At 43.8% G+C, this 17967-nt stretch carries 13 protein-coding genes; all 13 read left to right on the top strand.

Going from position 1 to position 17967, the window contains the following annotated elements:
• The first annotated feature begins 490 nt into the window (after positions 1-490).
• Positions 491-1351: an ABC transporter permease subunit gene (locus D829_RS0100825; protein ID WP_223200008.1), complete on the top strand. Its 861-nt coding sequence runs from the start codon at positions 491-493 to the stop codon at positions 1349-1351.
• A gap of 16 nt (positions 1352-1367) precedes the next feature.
• Positions 1368-2249, top strand: coding sequence for a carbohydrate ABC transporter permease (locus tag D829_RS0100830; protein ID WP_017686932.1), 882 nt, complete (start codon positions 1368-1370; stop codon positions 2247-2249).
• Positions 2250-2304: 55 nt separating this feature from the next.
• The gene (locus D829_RS0100835) at positions 2305-3912 is read left to right on the top strand and encodes an ABC transporter substrate-binding protein (protein ID WP_017686933.1); all 1608 of its coding nucleotides are present in this window, start codon (positions 2305-2307) and stop codon (positions 3910-3912) included.
• Between the two features lie 25 nt (positions 3913-3937).
• A complete protein-coding gene (locus tag D829_RS0100840; RefSeq protein ID WP_017686934.1) occupies positions 3938-5410 on the top strand; it encodes a glycoside hydrolase family 32 protein in 1473 nt (490 codons plus the stop codon).
• A 28-nt stretch (positions 5411-5438) separates the two neighbouring features.
• Positions 5439-6338, top strand: a complete 900-nt coding sequence (locus tag D829_RS0100845) for an ROK family protein (protein ID WP_017686935.1) — start codon at positions 5439-5441, stop codon at positions 6336-6338.
• Positions 6339-6586: 248 nt separating this feature from the next.
• The gene (locus tag D829_RS0100850; protein ID WP_017686936.1) at positions 6587-7024 is read left to right on the top strand and encodes a GNAT family N-acetyltransferase; all 438 of its coding nucleotides are present in this window, start codon (positions 6587-6589) and stop codon (positions 7022-7024) included.
• A 274-nt stretch (positions 7025-7298) separates the two neighbouring features.
• Positions 7299-7580 (top strand): phosphopantetheine-binding protein, encoded by a 282-nt coding sequence (locus D829_RS30140; RefSeq protein ID WP_017686937.1) that lies wholly within the window; start codon positions 7299-7301, stop codon positions 7578-7580.
• Positions 7581-7672: 92 nt separating this feature from the next.
• A complete protein-coding gene (locus D829_RS0100860; protein WP_017686938.1) occupies positions 7673-8869 on the top strand; it encodes an acyl-CoA dehydrogenase family protein in 1197 nt (398 codons plus the stop codon).
• Positions 8870-9012: 143 nt separating this feature from the next.
• Positions 9013-9819, top strand: a complete 807-nt coding sequence (locus D829_RS0100865) for an aminoglycoside phosphotransferase family protein (RefSeq protein ID WP_017686939.1) — start codon at positions 9013-9015, stop codon at positions 9817-9819.
• Between the two features lie 74 nt (positions 9820-9893).
• The gene (locus D829_RS0100870; protein WP_017686940.1) at positions 9894-10700 is read left to right on the top strand and encodes an AraC family transcriptional regulator; all 807 of its coding nucleotides are present in this window, start codon (positions 9894-9896) and stop codon (positions 10698-10700) included.
• Between the two features lie 88 nt (positions 10701-10788).
• The gene (locus D829_RS0100875; RefSeq protein ID WP_167483659.1) at positions 10789-11496 is read left to right on the top strand and encodes a thioesterase; all 708 of its coding nucleotides are present in this window, start codon (positions 10789-10791) and stop codon (positions 11494-11496) included.
• A gap of 23 nt (positions 11497-11519) precedes the next feature.
• Positions 11520-14084 carry a non-ribosomal peptide synthetase gene (locus D829_RS30145; RefSeq protein ID WP_017686942.1) on the top strand — a complete coding sequence of 855 codons (2565 nt, stop codon included), beginning with the start codon at positions 11520-11522 and terminating at the stop codon, positions 14082-14084.
• Positions 14085-14104: 20 nt separating this feature from the next.
• Entirely contained in the window at positions 14105-17959 is a 3855-nt protein-coding gene (locus D829_RS32260; protein ID WP_017686943.1) for an SDR family NAD(P)-dependent oxidoreductase, read from the top strand.
• Positions 17960-17967: the final 8 nt, after the last annotated feature.

Below are 17967 nucleotides of genomic sequence, written 5' to 3' on the forward strand. Positions count from 1 at the left end.
TCAAATGTATAATAGAACGGGACAAATAGCAATCTCTGTTTTACAAATGCACAATTATATTTACATTTAAATAGATGAATTCTATTTTCATAATTGTTCCAGAAGTTTTGTTAACTAGTGTAACAATGATGATTTATTACAGTAATGATATAGGAATATCTATGCGGATATTAACGATTCGGTGCTGTATATATACAAATTTAATCCTCTTTAGTTACATTAATGCAAAGATAAAATGATCAAATGCACAAATTTTTTTTACAAAACGTATTGACTAAATCCGTTGAAACCTGATAAATTGTAAATTATTAAATAGGCGATTGTAAATATTGAAAGCCCTTACTGAAAACAATTGTCAACTTCTAGAATGAACGGGGGTATCGTGTTGGATAACATAGCCGACAGCAAAAAGGGCGGAGGAAGGGTACTGAAAGTGAGGACGACAAGCGGTCATAAGTTGCAGCAGCTCAAAAAAAATTACTTTTTATATATGTTGCTGGCACCAGCCTTAATTTTGACTCTTATCTTCAAGTACATTCCGATGTACGGAGCCATCATTGCGTTTAAGGATTTCAGTCCGATCAAAGGCATCATGGGTAGTGATTGGGTAGGACTGAAGCATTTTGAGAAATTTATAGCTTCACCCAATTTCGATATCATTTTAATGAATACGCTTAAACTCAGCTTTTTGGGATTGATATTCAGTTTCCCGGTCCCTATTTTACTGGCACTCATGCTGAATCAGGTACGCAAAGCTGGGATCAAGAAAAATATTCAATTGTTTCTGTACGCACCCAATTTCATCTCGGTTGTTGTTGTGGTGGGTATGCTGTTCATCTTCCTCTCACCGACAGGGCCAATTAATCAATTAGCCACATGGATTACAGGTCAGCCAATCATGTTTATGTCTGAACCGGAATATTTCCGCTGGATCTACATTTTGTCCGATATCTGGACCGGAGCGGGCTGGGCTTCCATTATATACGTCGCGGCTTTGGCCAATGTTGATCCGGAGCTTCACAATGCGGCTAATCTGGATGGAGCCAATCTCCTTCAGCGTATTCGCCACATTGACCTTCCAACGATTCGTCCGATTATGGCCATCGTCTTTATCCTTGCAGCTGGCGGGATTATGTCCATTGGATTTGAGAAGGCCTATCTGATGCAGACGTCCATGAACCTGCCTTCCTCCGAGATTATTGCCACGTATGTCTACAAGGTGGGGCTACAGTCTGGAGATTACGCTTATTCTGCGGCAGTTGGATTGTTCAACTCTGTTATCAATGTGATTTTGCTGGTGACGGTGAATCTGATTGTGAAGAAATTGAATGAAGGCGAAGGCCTCTATTAGGAAAGGAGTATTATCCATGGTTGTTAAACACACGGGAATGGATCGATTGATCCTCACACTCAATGCCATCTTTCTCACCTGTGCTGTACTGGTTGTGGTTGTTCCCCTGATTTATATTGTTATCGCCTCATTCATGGACCCCACGGTGTTACTGAATCGTGGACTGTCCTTTAATGTATCGGACTGGAGTCTGGACGGATATCAGATGATTTTGTCCAATCCAGCCATGATCCGGGGGTTTGCAAATGCGGTATTGTACTCGGTTTCCTTTGCATTGATCACCGTGACCGTATCCATATTTGCAGGTTATGCATTGTCGGATGATATGCTCGCGGGACGTGGATTTTTCATGATTATCTTTATCATTACCATGTTCTTCGGCGGGGGATTAATCCCTACTTATCTACTCATACGTAATCTCGGCATGCTGGATACGGTGTGGGCGATCATCATTCCTGGAGCCGTTAACGTCTGGAACATCATTCTCTCCAGAACCTTTTTCAAAGGAGTTCCTCGAGAACTGAAAGAAGCTGCAAACGTGGATGGCGCCTCTGAGATGAAAATTTTCTTTCAGATCGTCATTCCGTTGTCGAAACCGATCATTTTTGTACTCGCACTCTATGCGTTCGTTGGGCAATGGAATTCCTATTTTGATGCAATGATCTATCTCGATAATCCGAACCTGCATCCGTTACAGCTCGTTCTGCGTTCCATTTTGATTCAGAATCAGGCTGCACCGGGCATGATCAGTGATCAGCTCGCGATGGCAGAACTGAAACGGCTCTCCGAGATGATTAAATACTCAGCGATTGTCATTTCGAGTCTGCCACTCATCATCATGTACCCGTTCTTCCAGAAGTATTTCGAAAAAGGTGTCATGGTCGGTTCCCTCAAATAGTGAACAGCCTGCGATACAGTAAGTTGATCCAATCCAACTCATGGAGGTCATTATTATGAAAAAAGTGAACAAGTCCAGAAAAGCCGTTACAACGGCATCCATTTCCATGTTATCTGCAATGCTCTTTCTAACCGCCTGTGGCGGAGGTGGAGGAGGCGCGGCAAGTGAGGCGCAATCCCCTGATGGCAAGGTGACATTGAATTTTATAACACAGAGCTCTCCGCTGGCTCCCGCTGATCCGAACGACAAGCTGATTAACAAGCGACTCGAAGAGAAAACCAATGTGCATATCAACTGGAAGAACTATACGAGTGATGTGTTTGCAGAAAAAAGAAATCTGGCGGTTGCCAGCGGTGATTTGCCGGATGCCATTTTTGATGCAGGTTACGGGGACTATGATCTCCTGAAACTGGCGAAGGACGGGGCGATCATTCCACTTGAGGACATGATTGAACAACACATGCCCAATCTGAAAAAGGTGCTGGAGGAAGCTCCCGAATACAAGAGCATGATCACGGCTCCAGACGGACATATTTATTCATTCCCATGGATTGAAGAACTCGGAAGTGGCAAACAACGGATTCAGGCAGTGGATAACTTGCCCTGGATTAATGTGGAATGGTTGAACAAGCTTGGACTGAAGATGCCAACGACAACCGAAGAACTGAAAGAAGTATTGATCGCGTTCAAAACTCAAGATCCAAACGGCAATGGTAAGGCCGACGAAATTCCGTTATCTTTCATTAACAAACCGGGCGGAGAAGATCTGACATTTCTCTTTGCAGCATTTGGACTCGGAGAGAACTGGGATCATACCGTGGTAACCAATGATGGGAAAGTGGTCTTCACGGCAGCTGATGAAGGCTACAAGGAAGCGGTTAAATACATTCATGAGTTGGTTCAGGAAGGTCTCGTGGATGTCGAATCGTACCAGCAGGATTGGAACACGTATCTTGCGAAAGGCAAGGATAATAAGTACGGCATGTACTTCACATGGGATAAGGCTAACATTACAGGCATGAATGATACGTATGATGTTCTGCCTCCGGTTGCCGGGCCTAACGGAGAGGTCAATGTCACAAGAACAAACGGGATTGGGCTTGATCGTGGTCGCATGGTCATTACCAGCAGCAATAAAAACCTGGAATCCACAGCGAAGTGGGTAGACCAACTGTACGATCCGCTCCAATCTGTGCAGAACAACTGGGGTACCTATGGAGACGAGAGTCAGCAAAATATTTTTGAATTCGATGAAGCCAAAGGCATGCTGAAGCATCTTCCACTGGAAGGATCTGCACCTGTGGAACTCAGACAAAAAACCAGTATCGCAGGACCATTGGCCATTCTCGACAGTTATTATGACAAATACACAACCAAACCGGAAGATGCGGCTTGGCGGATGGAACTTCTCGACAAGGTTATGGTTCCGCATATGAAAGCGGAGAACGTATATCCAAGTGTGTTCTTCTCCATTGATGAACTGGATCGATTGTCCACGATTGAGACCGATCTCTTCGCCTACGTGTTACGTCTGCGTACAGAATGGTATCAAAACGGGAAAATAGATCAGGAATGGGATGCTTACTTGAAAGAGCTGGATCGCCTTGGATTGCAAGAATGGCTACAGATTAAACAAGCGGGATATGACCGTAATAACAAATAAAGAAAAGTACGGAGGAGAAACCATAATGTCGACAATTCTTAAACAAGATTACAGAAATGAATACCATTTTTCACCGAAAGAGAAGTGGATGAACGACCCAAACGGCATGGTGTTTTTCAATGGGGAGTATCACTTGTTCTATCAGCATCACCCACATGGAACCACATGGGGCCCCATGCATTGGGGCCATGCAGTGAGCAGGGACCTGATTTCCTGGGAGGAACTTCCGATAGCCTTACTCCCCGATGAGAATGGCACTATATTCTCGGGAAGCGCCGTAGTGGATTGGAATAATACGACCGGATTCTTTGAGGGTGAGCCAGGATTGGTTGCTATTTTCACCCATCATCTTGAAGTTAAAAACCAAGATGCCGTACAAACCCAGAGTTTGGCGTATAGCGAAGACAGCGGCAGAACCTGGACTAAGTACGAGGGTAATCCGGTATTAAAGCATGAGTCCTTTGTTGATTTCCGTGATCCCAAAGTGTTCTGGCATGAGCAATCCAAAGAGTGGATTATGATTATCGCTTGTGGTCAAACGGTATGTCTGTATCGTTCTCCCAATCTGAAGGATTGGACGCTAGGAAGTGAATTTGGCGCGGGGATTGGTTCACACGATGGTGTGTGGGAATGCCCCGACCTGTTCCCGCTTGCAGTGGATGGAGATTCAGGGCAGGAGAAATGGGTGATGCTCGTTAGCATCGGTGCAGATCCTGCTTTTATTGAAGGTTCCAGAACACAATATTTTACCGGAGATTTTGATGGAACTACATTTGTCCCAGACGAGGCATCCCATACGGTTCGCTGGATTGATTATGGTCGGGATAACTACGCAGGAGTTAGTTGGTCTGACGTTCCTGAGGAAGATGGCAGACGCCTCATTATCGGCTGGATGAGCAACTGGATGTATGCCAACCAGACGCCAACCAATAATTACCGTGGAGCAATGACCATTGCCCGGGAGTTGACACTGGAGACAAGAGCGGGAGAAGTTATATTGATTCAACGTCCTGCACGTGAACTTGAGCAAGCCCGTACGCCAGTATTGTCCTTACAGGATGCTTCGATTCAGCAAGTGAGTGAGCAGTTGAACGCTTTGCAACTAGTGAACTATGAGATCCATGCAGAGTGGGCTCCGAATCAGTCGTTCCATTTTGCGCTAAGAAGCGGCGCAGATCACGAGACGGTCGTTGGTGTAGACTCGATCCGAAGTGAAGTGTACGTTGATCGTAGTCGATCGGGCATCGGCAATTTTCATGAACTTTTCCTGAGCCGTCATACAGCTGAGTTAAAAGAAGTGAATGGAAATCAAAGTTTGCGTATCTTTGTAGATCATTCATCTGTGGAGGTATTTGCAAATGATGGTCAGGCCGTTATTACGGATCTGATCTATCCTGATGCGGATTGCCAAGGCATCTCTACTCATGCAGAAAATACAGATCTGGTCTTCTCTTCACTTCATATCTATGAGATATCACCAACCAAGGCTAAAGGTTAATTGTAATGAAGGAAAGGAGCCCAGAACGATGCGTATTGGAGCCATAGAAGCGGGCGGAACGAAGTTTGTATGTGGTGTAGGTAATGAGCATGGGCAGATTGAAGATCGGATCAGCTTTCCAACAGAACATCCGGAGACCACTCTTGCCAAGGTGATCGACTATTTCAGGAATAAAGATGTGGAAGCCATGGGGATCGGCTCCTTTGGTCCGATTGATCTGCAACCGGATAGTCCCACCTATGGTTATATTACGACCACACCTAAGCCTGGGTGGGGAAACTGTAATGTGGTTGGAACCTTGAAGCATGAATTTCCAGTTCCTTTTGGATGGGATACGGATGTGAATGCTGCCGCGCTCGGTGAAGCGACGTGGGGAGCGGCGCAAGGACTGGACAACTGTGTATATTACACGATTGGTACAGGCGTTGGTGTCGGACTTGTGGCAGGGGGCCAACGAGTACACGGATTGTTACATCCCGAGGGTGGACATATTCGCACAAGACGCCATCCAGACGATCACTTTGCCGGATTATGCCCATATCATGGTGATTGCCTGGAGGGAATGGCAGCAGGTCCAGCCATTGAAGCTCGCTGGCAGATCCCTGGCAGTGAACTACCGGCAGATCATCCGGCGTGGGAGATCGAATCCTTTTACATTGCGGAGTCGATTACTACGGCCATCTTGCTTCATTCGCCGCAGAAGATCATCTTGGGCGGTGGTGTGATGCAGCAAGATCATCTGTTTCCTATGATCCGGGAGCAGGTAGTGCGGAATCTCAATGGTTATGTAAATGCAGCCCCAATCACGCAACATATCGACCAATATATTGTGCAGCCCGGATTGGGCCAGCATGCAGGCCTGTGTGGTGCGCTAGCATTGGGTCTGGAAGCATTGCAACAAGCAGCACAAGCTTCACATGTTTCCTAGTTTTCTATAATAATCTACATCCCAGAGGGGATGGCTGCGGGTTCGCTTATTTGTATAAGCAAGACTGCACCGTCCTTTTTGGTTTTTTTATTTTTTGCGGAGTTTAATATGTTTGAAAAATATAGTACGTTCTAAAATCCGATGTTGCTCAAGTGAGCTGCCAAAGGTATGATTTTTAGTGTCCTATCCCTATCGTGCGATAAGACATTCAAAAATTAACGTGTCTCCACTGGAAAGGAATTCAACAAATGAACCCAATAACAATGCGTCAAGCTGTACAGGCAGACCAAGAGCAACTCGCTGATTTGCGAGCCTTGGTACTGCACGATGATCTAACCAGGCTGGGAAGGTACGATGATGTGAAGGTGCGTGAACGTTTCCGGAATACATTCAATCCTGCCCAGACACAGATTATTGAACTTGAGGGATCAATGGTGGGTTGTGTAGCATTGAAGCCCAAGTCTGAGGCATATCTATTGGAACATTTCTACATACATCCCGATTATCAAGGCCAGAGAATAGGAACTCAGGTACTGAACATGCTACTGGAACAGGATGAAGTTCAGGGGAAACGGATTATTTTAAATGTTTTGCAGGGAAGCCCTGCTCGGCGATTGTATGAACGATTTGGATTTATATTGGACAGTGAAGATGAGGTCGATGTATTTATGTCAAAGCACCTTTGAGAGAATGAATCCTTGTCGCAAGATAGGGATATCATCTTGATGGTGGAAACCTATTAAATATTTGTGAATACATGGCAATAGTGATTGCTTGACTCAGGAAGATTATGATAGTATCGAAGTCAGAGAATATATGGAATATTTACAAAATGTAGGACTTTTTTTGTTCCGATTCCTATACTCTTAGGCAAACGTTCGAACAGATTCTGATCACAGAAATGGTGCTACAAAAATGGTTTTCAAAGATTACATGTCTCACATGGAGGAGGAACCTTTTTTGCAAGAATATCCTGTGGCTTATGATCAGTTTGATATTCACTTCTATCAGGTCGTGGAAATGTTTTCTGAACAAAAGCTGGATGTAAGTGCGTTAGATGAGGATTTAAGAGTTCTTGGATTAAACTCCATTTCATTTATCAAACTGATCATTGCCTTGGAGAACGAATTCAATATTGAGATGGACGATGAGTATCTTGAATTGGAGAACTTCACAACATTGCAACATCTGAAAGACAGTTTGCGTAAGTGCATCAATTATGAGATTCCCAATCAGTCATAAAGGGAAAATGACGACACAAGCTCATATCAGACAATCACAGCATCGAGTTCCGTTTATTGGACTTATAACCTCAAAATCAGGAGTGATATGTGATGAAAGTTGAACTGAATGCGGAGCAATTGATGTGGCAGGAACAATTCAAGGATTTTGTAGACAGCGAGATTATTCCATATGCTAGTTTAAATGACAGCGAAGAACGAATTCATCCGGAACTCCTTGCGAAAATAACGGAGGCTGGTTATCTGGGCTCCATGTTGCCAAAAGAATATGGCGGGATGGAACTGGACAATATCACTATCGGGATTCTTAACGAAGAGGTTGGACGTGGTTGCTCCTCTGTTAGAAGTTTGTTAACCGTTCAGGGGATGGTGGGTTTAGCGATCTTGCGTTGGGGAACGGAGCAACAAAGACAATACTGGTTGCCTGCATTAGCTACGGGAACAACTTTGGGTTCATTCGGATTGACAGAACCGAGTGTTGGAAGCGATGCCAAAAGCATTGAAACAACGGCCGTATTAGACGGAGACGAATACATACTTAACGGTCATAAAAAATGGATTACCATGGGGCAGCTTGCAGACGTATTTTTGATTCTTGCCCAATGTGAGAACAAGCCGACAGCGTTTATCGTGGAGAGAGATTCCATTGGGTTCAGCGTTGAACCTATGAGCGGGTTGCTTGGAGCGAGAGCATCGATGATTGCTGAACTGAAAATGGATTCTTGTCGTATTCCGAAGGAAAACCTCCTGGGTCAAGTCGGTACAGGGTTATCACATGTTGCTTTACCTTGTCTGGATTATGGAAGATACACGATCGCTTGTGGCTGTGTCGGTTTAGCCAGGGCATGTCTGGATGCATCGGTACATTATGCCAATTCCAGAATCCAATTCGGAAGAGCTATACGCGAGAATCAAATGATACAAAAAATGATCACTGAAATGTCAGTGAATATGAAAGCGGCACGGATGCTGTGTTACAGAGCAGGATATTTAAGAGATGTGGGTGATCCAGAGAGCATTATGGAAACTTGGACTGCCAAATACTTTGCTTCAACCATGGTGAATAAAGTTGCTAGTGATGCGGTGCAGATTCATGGTGCCAATGGTTGCCATCGAGACTATCCCGTAGAGAGATATTATCGGGATGCCCGGATCAATGAAATTATCGAAGGCACGACTCAAATGCATGAGATTTTAATCGCAACACAGGAGGTTGTAACACACCGCCGTGAAATGAGACGTTCAAATAAAGCAGAAAAAGTTAAGGATAGCGCGAATCGAAACGTTTAGATTTTGTATTGCAGGACCTAAGGAAGAGCCCTTTTTTTGCATTAGGCAGGATCATTCATTATGCTATGAAAAAAGGGCTTGATCATTAGGTTCTTTGATGTTTTACCATAATTGATTTAGGAAAGATACGGAGTTGATTAGGATTGAAACGGATTGGGCAGGGACAGACAGCGGAAATATTCAGACATGGTGAAACTTCAATTTTGAAACTTTTCAGAGAAGATTTCTCTGCGGAAGCGATTCAGCATGAGTTTGATAATACTCGAATCGTTTTGGAACTTGGAGTTAAATGCCCACAAACAATCGATATGGTGACGATCAATAATCGTAAAGGTATCATATTTGAGTTGGCCAGTGGAAGGACACTTTTGGAAGAGATGATTATTAAACCATGGTCCATTGAGCGCAGAGCAAGACAGATGGCAGAACTTCATCATCAAATACACCAGCAATCGGGTGAACAGATTCAACAAAAGCATAAGACTGTATTAGAGAAGAATATATCAAACGCAAGTGATCTATCGGACATTGAGAAGCAACAGATTATGGACTATGTACATGGTTTGCCGGAAGGCAGATCTCTATGCCATGGGGATTTCCATCCCAATAATGTGATTACAGGCAAAGAATCCTGGATCATAGACTGGATGACAGGCGCATCGGGCTGTCCAGCAGCAGATGTGGCAAGGACGCTAGTGTTATTAAAATACGGAAATTTGCCAAAAGGCACTCCATTGATGATGAAAGTTCTGCTGAAGATAATCAAAAGCAGGATGAGTAAAGCGTATATCGAGTATTACTTGTCTCTCTCGGGCATGGATATTCGCGAGATACATCGATGGGTACTTCCCATTGCTGCAGCCAGACTAACAGAATGGATACCACCTGAGGAAAAAAAAGATTTATTGGATTACATTCGTAATCAGCTTAAAAAATTCAACACAACTTAGATCATGATTAGGAATGAATGTATAGCACAGTACTTGTCAAAACCGTCCGAAAAACAATCAGGAGGTTAACGATAATGGATTTCCAACTACGTTCTGTTGTTTCTTATGATATGGTCGTCCGTGAAAAAAAACATCTATTTGACTTGTCTCTCAGAAGACAGATTGCCATATTTGAGGTTATGGATGCATTGGAAATCAGTGTGTTTAGCAAAACGGTGCAGGTTAAGGCAGGGGCTGTGCTGCTGGCAAATAAAATAAAACTGCAAAATTACGATAAACCTGTTCTGAAAATGAGAGGTGTTATTTTTGGATCGGATCTGCTTGAGCGACTGCCAAGCTGTCACATATTAAGTGAGAATGGTAGTAAACACTATGATCTTGCTGTAAGTCTGTTGAACCGAACGGTAGAGAGTAGAGAGGACATCGAAATAGCTGAAAGAGATTTTCTTGAAGTGTACTCCAGTTACTATCAGACGAATCTGACTAATTTGATGCGACCGGAAACGGATCGGGAGGACTCGGTCAAACGGAACTTGGTCATGATATGCAAATATATCCAAAACAATTATGAGAAGCCAATTACTCTGCAATTTCTGGCGGATATGGTTGGCTATAATCCAGTGTATCTGTGTAATCTGTTTTCTAAGGTTTTCAATGTTTCGCCACTGAAGTACCTTCAGCAGATTCGGGTGGATAAGGCACAGGAGTACGTAACCAAGACGGATCTTCCAATCTCTGAAATTACGACGAAGCTAGGGTACAGTTCTAGTACACAATTTAGTGCAATGTACAAGAAAAAAGTAGGCAAAAGTCCGACCGATCATCGCAATCAATTCAGAAGCAACAAGGGAGATTTGCCCCTATCTATTCAATCTACATAATGTATTCAATAGCACAGAAAATATTGTATTTTTTTACGTAAAATGATAAATTACGATAAAAATAAGAATACGAGGAATGATAGGGCTAATGAAGAAAATTCAACTTTTTTGTTTGCCTCATGCAGGTGGATCAGCCATGATTTTTCATCGCTGGAAATCATCTTTAAGCCCTTTTATTGACGTAATACCGATCGAATTAAAAGGAAGAGGCGCTCGAGTGGGGGAACCATTCTATGAAAGCTTTGAAGAAGCGATTGAAGATATCTACCCTGCGGTTTCCTCGCTAATTCATGGACCTTATGCTATTTTCGGACATAGCATGGGAAGCTGGATGGCGCTCGAACTATATTACCGACTTGCACAGTCAACGAAACAATTGCCTGAACATATGATGCTTTCAGGCAATCGTGCACCACATATTTTCAAGGATGAGAATATTCATGCATTGCCAGACGAAGAGTTCAGAGAGACGATTCAGAACATGGGTGGAACGTCGGATGAGGTCTTTACCAATAAAGAGCTCTTTTCGTTATTTGCCCCTGTACTTAGAGCCGATTTCAGGATTGTCGAACTCTATCGTTTTCAGCCTAAACCTTTCAAGGTTCAGAGTGATATTACCGTGTTAACTGGCAGAAGCGATACCCGAGTGAAATCTAGCGATCTGATCGGATGGAAAAAGTACGCTGGTTCACAATGTGACATTGTCAAATTGGATGGAGGACACTTCTATATCCAGGAAAATATTCAGGAAACAACGAGAATTATAAATGAAAAGCTGCAACCTTACGTAATCTAGTTGACAAGGAGTGTGTTCCAGTTATGAGCATGGATAACTTGGCTCAATTATTTAACTCCCTTGGTTCACTCACAGACAGAGGTATTACTTTTCTGAATGGCAGCAAAGAAGAAAAGGTTGTATCATACCAATCCCTTCTGCAATCAGCCAAAATCCGATTAGGAGAACTTCAAGCATTCGGGATGCAGCCGGGGAATGAATTGATCTTCCAACTGAACTCTGAAGAAGAGTTTATTGTCACCTTTTGGGCTTGCACGCTTGGAAAAATCGTACCGGTTCCGATAACCGTAGGCGGAAATCAGGAGCAAAGAATGAAGCTTTACAATGTGTGGAGAACGTTGAACCATCCGTTTATTGCTGCTGATCAGGATCTCACGGAAAGCTTGGACAAGTTTGCCCGGAAGAATGGACTGGAAGAGGTTGTCCGTGAAATGCATGCCCGAATCTTTATAGTAAAGGACATCTCGAACGTACGAGAGGAACCTATTGTTGAGGGAATTGAAGCTAGCATCCAGCCGGATGACATAGCCTTTATCCAATTTTCTTCAGGTTCTACAGGACAAACCAAGGGTGTAGTAATTACACACCGCAATGTCATGATAAATATACAAGCTATGAATATAGCAACCCAAATCTCCTCTAATGACCGTTCTTTGAGTTGGTTACCCCTGACCCATGATATGGGTCTGATTGCGTTTCATCTTACAAGTACCTTCCAAGGTCTGCAACAGTTTATTATGCCGACTTCCTTATTCATCCGTCACCCTACATTATGGTTAACCAAAACTTCTGAACACCGTGTCACCCAACTATATGCTCCGAATTTTGCTTATAAATATTTTCTGGATTCATATAATCCCCTAACCTTTGCATCAACCGATTTGTCTACGGTACGTTTTATTATGAACGGTGCTGAGCCGATATCTCCGGCACTTTGTTTCAAATTTTTGGAGGCGATGAGTCCGTATGGACTGGCTTCCAATACAATGCTGACGGCGTACGGCTTGGCCGAGGCAACCGTTGGTGTTTCCTTTGGTAACGTCGGTGATTTGACTTGTTATGTACTGGACAGAAGATATTTGGAGACCGGGAAACCATTCATAGAAGTTGAACCAGGCTCAGAACATGCTGTTTCTTTTGTGGAAGTAGGCAAGCCGGTTCAATACTGTGATGTACGAATATGTGATGATTATGATAAGCCGGTCGAGGAATTGGTGCTGGGCAGTATTCAAATTAAAGGATTGAGTGTTACGAGCGGTTATTACAACAATGCGGCAGCTACGGAAAAAGCAAGTACAGCCGATGGATGGATTCGTACTGGAGATATTGGATTTATGAATGATGGCGCAATAGTCATTACGGGCAGAACCAAGGACATTATCTTCATCAATGGTCAAAACGTATATCCGCATGATATTGAACGTGTAACGGAGGAACTGGAGCAGTTTGATCTGGGGAAAGTCGCTGTATGTGGTGTCTCCAATCCACTTACAGGATCGGAAAGCGTTATAATGTTTGTACTGTATAAAAAGGACTTGCCATCTTTTATTCCAAGAGTTGGAGAAGCCAAAGCACATATTCAGCAGCGGATGGGGATTGAACTCAAGTCCGTGCTACCCATTAAGCAAATTCCTAAAACGACGAGTGGGAAATTTCAACGTTACAGGCTTCAGGAACGGTACGAAACAGGAGAATTTAGTGAAATGGAACAATCCATTCAGAGCATATTAAGCCATATGCAGGAGATCAAAGAAGTACAACCAGCCAGTGATCATATCGAACAAAAGCTGATTGAGATTGTTGAGTCCGTAGCGGGACTTAGGAATGTCGGAGTAACGGACAACTTGGCTGAAGCTGGATTCGATTCGCTAAAAGTAACGCAGATTCATCAGGCAATCGATGATGCATTTCCAGACAAAATGGCAATTTCCAGCTTGTATTCACATACCTCTATTGTCTCATGGGCGAATCTGATCAGACAAGACAGAGTGGAACTGGAGCCTGTACGGATGGATCGGAGCTTTTTCCATACGGATCGAGGTTACGAAGCCTTGTCGTATCAATTTACTCTCCCAGCTTCATTGGTACAGGATATGCGACTGATTGCACAATCTGAAGCGATCAGTATTCATGTGTTGGCATCAGCTATGTATGCTTACTTGCTACACACTTTGTCAGAACAACCCTCTATTGATATGCACGTATCCTATGGTACAGCGAGAATGATCACACCTGTACGATTGGATTTCGATCAATACAAGACAATGAAAGAGCTCTTTCAAAATGTTCATCAACAGATCATAACCAAGCCTTCGGATCGAGTGTTTCCCGTCGAGCAGATGAGCCAGATCAGAACAAGCAGCACGGAGTGGGCAATTATTCCTTTATATGGTGAACAGCATCTGTTCAAGGCATCGGACGATGTACTGAACTATTACGATCTGATTATCCTGGTGTCGGACGAAGGTGATATTCTGCAGTGCAATTGTCGTTTTAATGGACGTAAATTAAAACAGAGCCGTGTGAAACGTCTTATTGCCAATTATGTGAGAGGACTTCAACTATTGGTACAACCGGAATTGAAATGAAATTTCATAGGGGGACGGCCATGCTTGATCAATTGTTCGACAGAGAGCAATGGGAAGAAGAAGATGACCCGGACACTACTACTGAACTGGATATAACAACGGATAATAGACATGATATAGCTGTTATAGGTATCGGTGCGAAGTTGCCGACCGGAGAGTCGCTGGATGAATTTTGGAAGATGCTTGATTATGGAATTGATTGCATACGGGAATTGCCCAATCATCGAAAGGGCCAGTTGGATCAATACTTGCTTCACAAGCAAGGTTCATTGGAGCATGTACGTTATTTGAACGGAGCTTATCTGGACGAAATCGATGAATTTGATTATTCCTTCTTCCGTATGAGTGCACAGGAAGCCAAGCTGATGAGTCCGGTCCAACGATTGTTTTTGCAAACGGTATGGCGTGCGGTTGAGGATGCAGGTTATGGTGGTGACCGTTTGGCCGGAAGTTCAACAGGGGTGTACGTGGGTGTAATCGGAGATCAAGAAGGTTACAAGTACAAACAGATGGTCGAGGAATTAAGTCCGGACATGTTACCAATCGCCACCGTAGGTAATCTTTCGTCCATCATTCCTGCAAGAATTGCTTATCTACTTAATCTGACGGGGCCGGCTATGGTTGTAGATACAGCATGTTCCTCTTCGCTGGTTGCTCTGGATATGGCAGTACGTGCGTTACGTGAAGGAAGTTGTGATATGGCTATCGCTGGAGGGATCAGGCTGAATATGATTCCACTGGATAAAGAGTATTACAAAATCGGTATTGAATCCAGTGATGGGACAACAAGAACCTTTGATGAAGATGCGGATGGGTCAGGAATGGGTGAGGGGGTAGTAAGTGTTGTACTTAAACCTGTGGAACAGGCATTGCGGGATCATGATCATGTGTATGCAGTCATAAAAGGCACAGCTGTGAATCAGAATGGGTATTCGGCAGGGATCACAACGCCCAATGCGGTAGCTCATGAAAAAGTACTGACGCATGCTTGGCGTGATGCTGGAATTCATCCAGAGAGTCTTTCCTACCTGGAAGCACATGGAACAGGTACGCTCATTGGGGACCCGATTGAACTGGAAGGTATCCAATCGGCTTTTCGCAGATTTACGGACAAAAAACAATTTTGTGCGATAGGATCGGTTAAGTCCAATGTGGGCCATTTGTACGACAGTGCAGGATTAGCGGGTCTGCTGAAGGCGATTATGGCACTCAGATCCAAACGTATTCCCTCTACACTTCATTTTAATAAGCCAAACCCAAAATTTGAATTTGACAAATCACCAGTCTATGTCAATGTCATTTCAAGAGAGTGGGAAGGAGCGGCCACTCCTCGAAGATGTGGAGTTAGTTCATTTGGGTTAAGCGGCACCAATTGTCATGTTGTACTGGAAGAAGCTCCAAACATATCAGTGGAATTGGGGCGCGATGACCATTATCCCTTTTTGATCTCCAGCGTATCATCCGGAAATCTCTCCAGTCAGGTGCAATCATATGTGAAGTGGATCAAAGAGAACCCGAAGGCCGATGTGAGGGATGTATGCTGCACAGCAGCTACTGGAAGACAGCATCATGCACACCGAGCGGTGTGGGTGATCAATTCGTTGGATCAATTGCTGCATCATTTATACGACTTTCTTGCAGAACCCAAGACCGGTAAATATGAACAAGATACATTCAGGAAAAGGAATCAGTTATTCACTACGGAAGAACTTATCTCGAACTGGCATATCGAAGGATGCGATAGAGCAACCGTGCTAGAGGAGTTATGCACACATTATCAAGGCGGAGCTCAGATCAATTGGTCAAGAATCTATCCAGATGTGACCTATAACAAGTTGAGCTTGCCCGCATATTCATTTGAGGAGAGTAAGTGCTGGATCGATACTCATCCCGATAATTCGTTACAGACTGAGGAAGAAGCGATGTATTATTCATTGTCATGGAAGCCTTGGAGCGAGATCGGCAAGACTAACTCATCCAGCATCCATAATGTTGAACGTGTTTTATTAATACGAGATGATACACAGCTACATGCAACCCAGTTGGTGAACCAAATTCGTGAAGCTGGAGTAGCAGTTATCGAAGTTATATTGGGAACATCTTACCTTCAACAGGATGCACAGACATATGTAATTCGAAATAACGAGAGTGATTATATCAAACTTTTGCAGGAAGTGTCCTTTGGAGGTCCCTATCGGATCGTGCATATAGCATCACTTGACCATGTAGAAAATAAGGAAAACAGGCTGGACAAAGGTCTTATGTCTGTATGGAGACTTACCAAGGCATGCTCACACATCTTTGCAGAGCAGGTTGAGATGATTTTGGTGACAAGCTTTGCTAATGAAGTGACGGGTGACGAGAAAGTTCTGTATCCGGAGAATTCGGCGATGCTGGCTTTCGGACATACGGTACAGCGTGAGATTCAGAATCTCGAATGCTTCTGTATAGATGTTGACCAAGATTGGGATACCTCTCAGTATATGCGTTACATTTTGGGGCCGTTGGAGAAGAAGTCTTTGGCGATTAGAAAAGGACAAGCATATCAAGCTGAATTCGCACCTGCTGATGTCTGTTCCATGCCTGATGCTGAGATGAAGTGGAAAGAAGACGGCGTATACATTATTACAGGTGGACTTGGTGGTCTGGGGATGGAGATTGCTGAACGCTTACTGTCATTAGGACGCATGAATCTGGCTTTAATTGCAAGAACGCCACTGCCCAAACGTCACAATTGGGACATCATTCTAAATGCGAAAAATACTTCACCAGATCTAAAAAGTAAGCTTCTCCGGTTGCTTGATATGGAGAAACGGGCCGGACAGATGATGTATCTTGGAGCTGATGTTGCCGATGCGGATCAGTTAAGTCATGCCATTGAACAATTAAGAAGTCGATTTGGTTGTATACGTGGCATCATCCATGCAGCAGGCGTTGGGAGTACACAACATGCTGACCAGATGACCGAGGAAGAATTTACGGCAATGCTGGCTCCGAAAGTGAAGGGGACTCATCTGCTGGATCAGCTAACAGCCGAAGATCAGCCGGATTTTCTAGTCATGTTCTCGTCCGTCGCTACGTTATTTGGTTCTACTGGACAGGCTGCATATGCCGCCGCGAATGCATATCAGGATGCCTATGCCCCGATGCGGAACCGCAAAGGGATGCGTACGATAACGCTGAATTGGACTACCTGGAAAGAGGTAGGCATGGCTTCCAGAGCCGGGTTTGATTTTGACACCTTATTCAAAGCGATGCCCAAAGAGTGGGCATTGGATCGATTGTTCGAAATAATGGGAAAACAGACCGACCGTCTACTGGTGGGGGAAATGAACTGGAATTCACCCTATTTAAACATTTTGAATAACTACCACTTTCATCTTGGTGCCAACATCGGACAAAGGTTACAAAAATGGATGAGAATACCGGAGAGGACAAAGCAAACATCAATGAAGAAGGAATCCATTTCTACTGTTCAGAGCGCAACGGAAGAGTATGAACTTGAATTGGAATCTTCCGTGGAGATGGACCGGACTATTGCGAATATAGTCGGACAATATTTAGGCATTAAAGAGATGAATGTACATGACAGCTTTTTCGAACTCGGTGCAGACTCTATTATGATTAAGCAGATTTTCTTGAAATTGGACAAAACTTACCCTGGAAAACTCATACTGACCGATCTGTTTGAATATCCAAGTATCTCCAGACTAACTACTTATATGAGCACCACAGAAAAGCAGAAGACTCACCAGTCTCCTCAAAAGGAAACTTTCGAAGAGGAACGGGATACAGATCTTGAGAATCTGTTCGATGAGATCGAACGTGGAGCAATAGATCTGGATGAAGCAATCATCAACCTTCAAAAGATGTAGGGGGACGT

It is taken from the genome of Paenibacillus sp. PAMC 26794 (assembly GCF_000316035.1).
Taxonomy (GTDB): Bacteria; Bacillota; Bacilli; order Paenibacillales; family Paenibacillaceae; genus Paenibacillus.

Excerpts from the sequence above, each read along its gene's own strand:
- D829_RS0100860 (WP_017686938.1), top strand. The coding sequence starts at position 7,673 with ATGAAAGTTGAACTGAATGCGGAGCAATTGATGTGGCAGGAACAATTC.
- D829_RS0100850 (WP_017686936.1), top strand. The coding sequence starts at position 6,587 with ATGAACCCAATAACAATGCGTCAAGCTGTACAGGCAGACCAAGAGCAA.
- D829_RS32260 (WP_017686943.1), top strand. The coding sequence starts at position 14,105 with ATGCTTGATCAATTGTTCGACAGAGAGCAATGGGAAGAAGAAGATGAC.
- D829_RS0100845 (WP_017686935.1), top strand. The coding sequence starts at position 5,439 with ATGCGTATTGGAGCCATAGAAGCGGGCGGAACGAAGTTTGTATGTGGT.
- D829_RS0100825 (WP_223200008.1), top strand. The coding sequence starts at position 491 with ATGTTGCTGGCACCAGCCTTAATTTTGACTCTTATCTTCAAGTACATT.
- D829_RS0100870 (WP_017686940.1), top strand. The coding sequence starts at position 9,894 with ATGGATTTCCAACTACGTTCTGTTGTTTCTTATGATATGGTCGTCCGT.
- D829_RS0100875 (WP_167483659.1), top strand. The coding sequence starts at position 10,789 with ATGAAGAAAATTCAACTTTTTTGTTTGCCTCATGCAGGTGGATCAGCC.
- D829_RS0100835 (WP_017686933.1), top strand. The coding sequence starts at position 2,305 with ATGAAAAAAGTGAACAAGTCCAGAAAAGCCGTTACAACGGCATCCATT.
- D829_RS0100840 (WP_017686934.1), top strand. The coding sequence starts at position 3,938 with ATGTCGACAATTCTTAAACAAGATTACAGAAATGAATACCATTTTTCA.
- D829_RS0100830 (WP_017686932.1), top strand. The coding sequence starts at position 1,368 with ATGGTTGTTAAACACACGGGAATGGATCGATTGATCCTCACACTCAAT.
- D829_RS30145 (WP_017686942.1), top strand. The coding sequence starts at position 11,520 with ATGAGCATGGATAACTTGGCTCAATTATTTAACTCCCTTGGTTCACTC.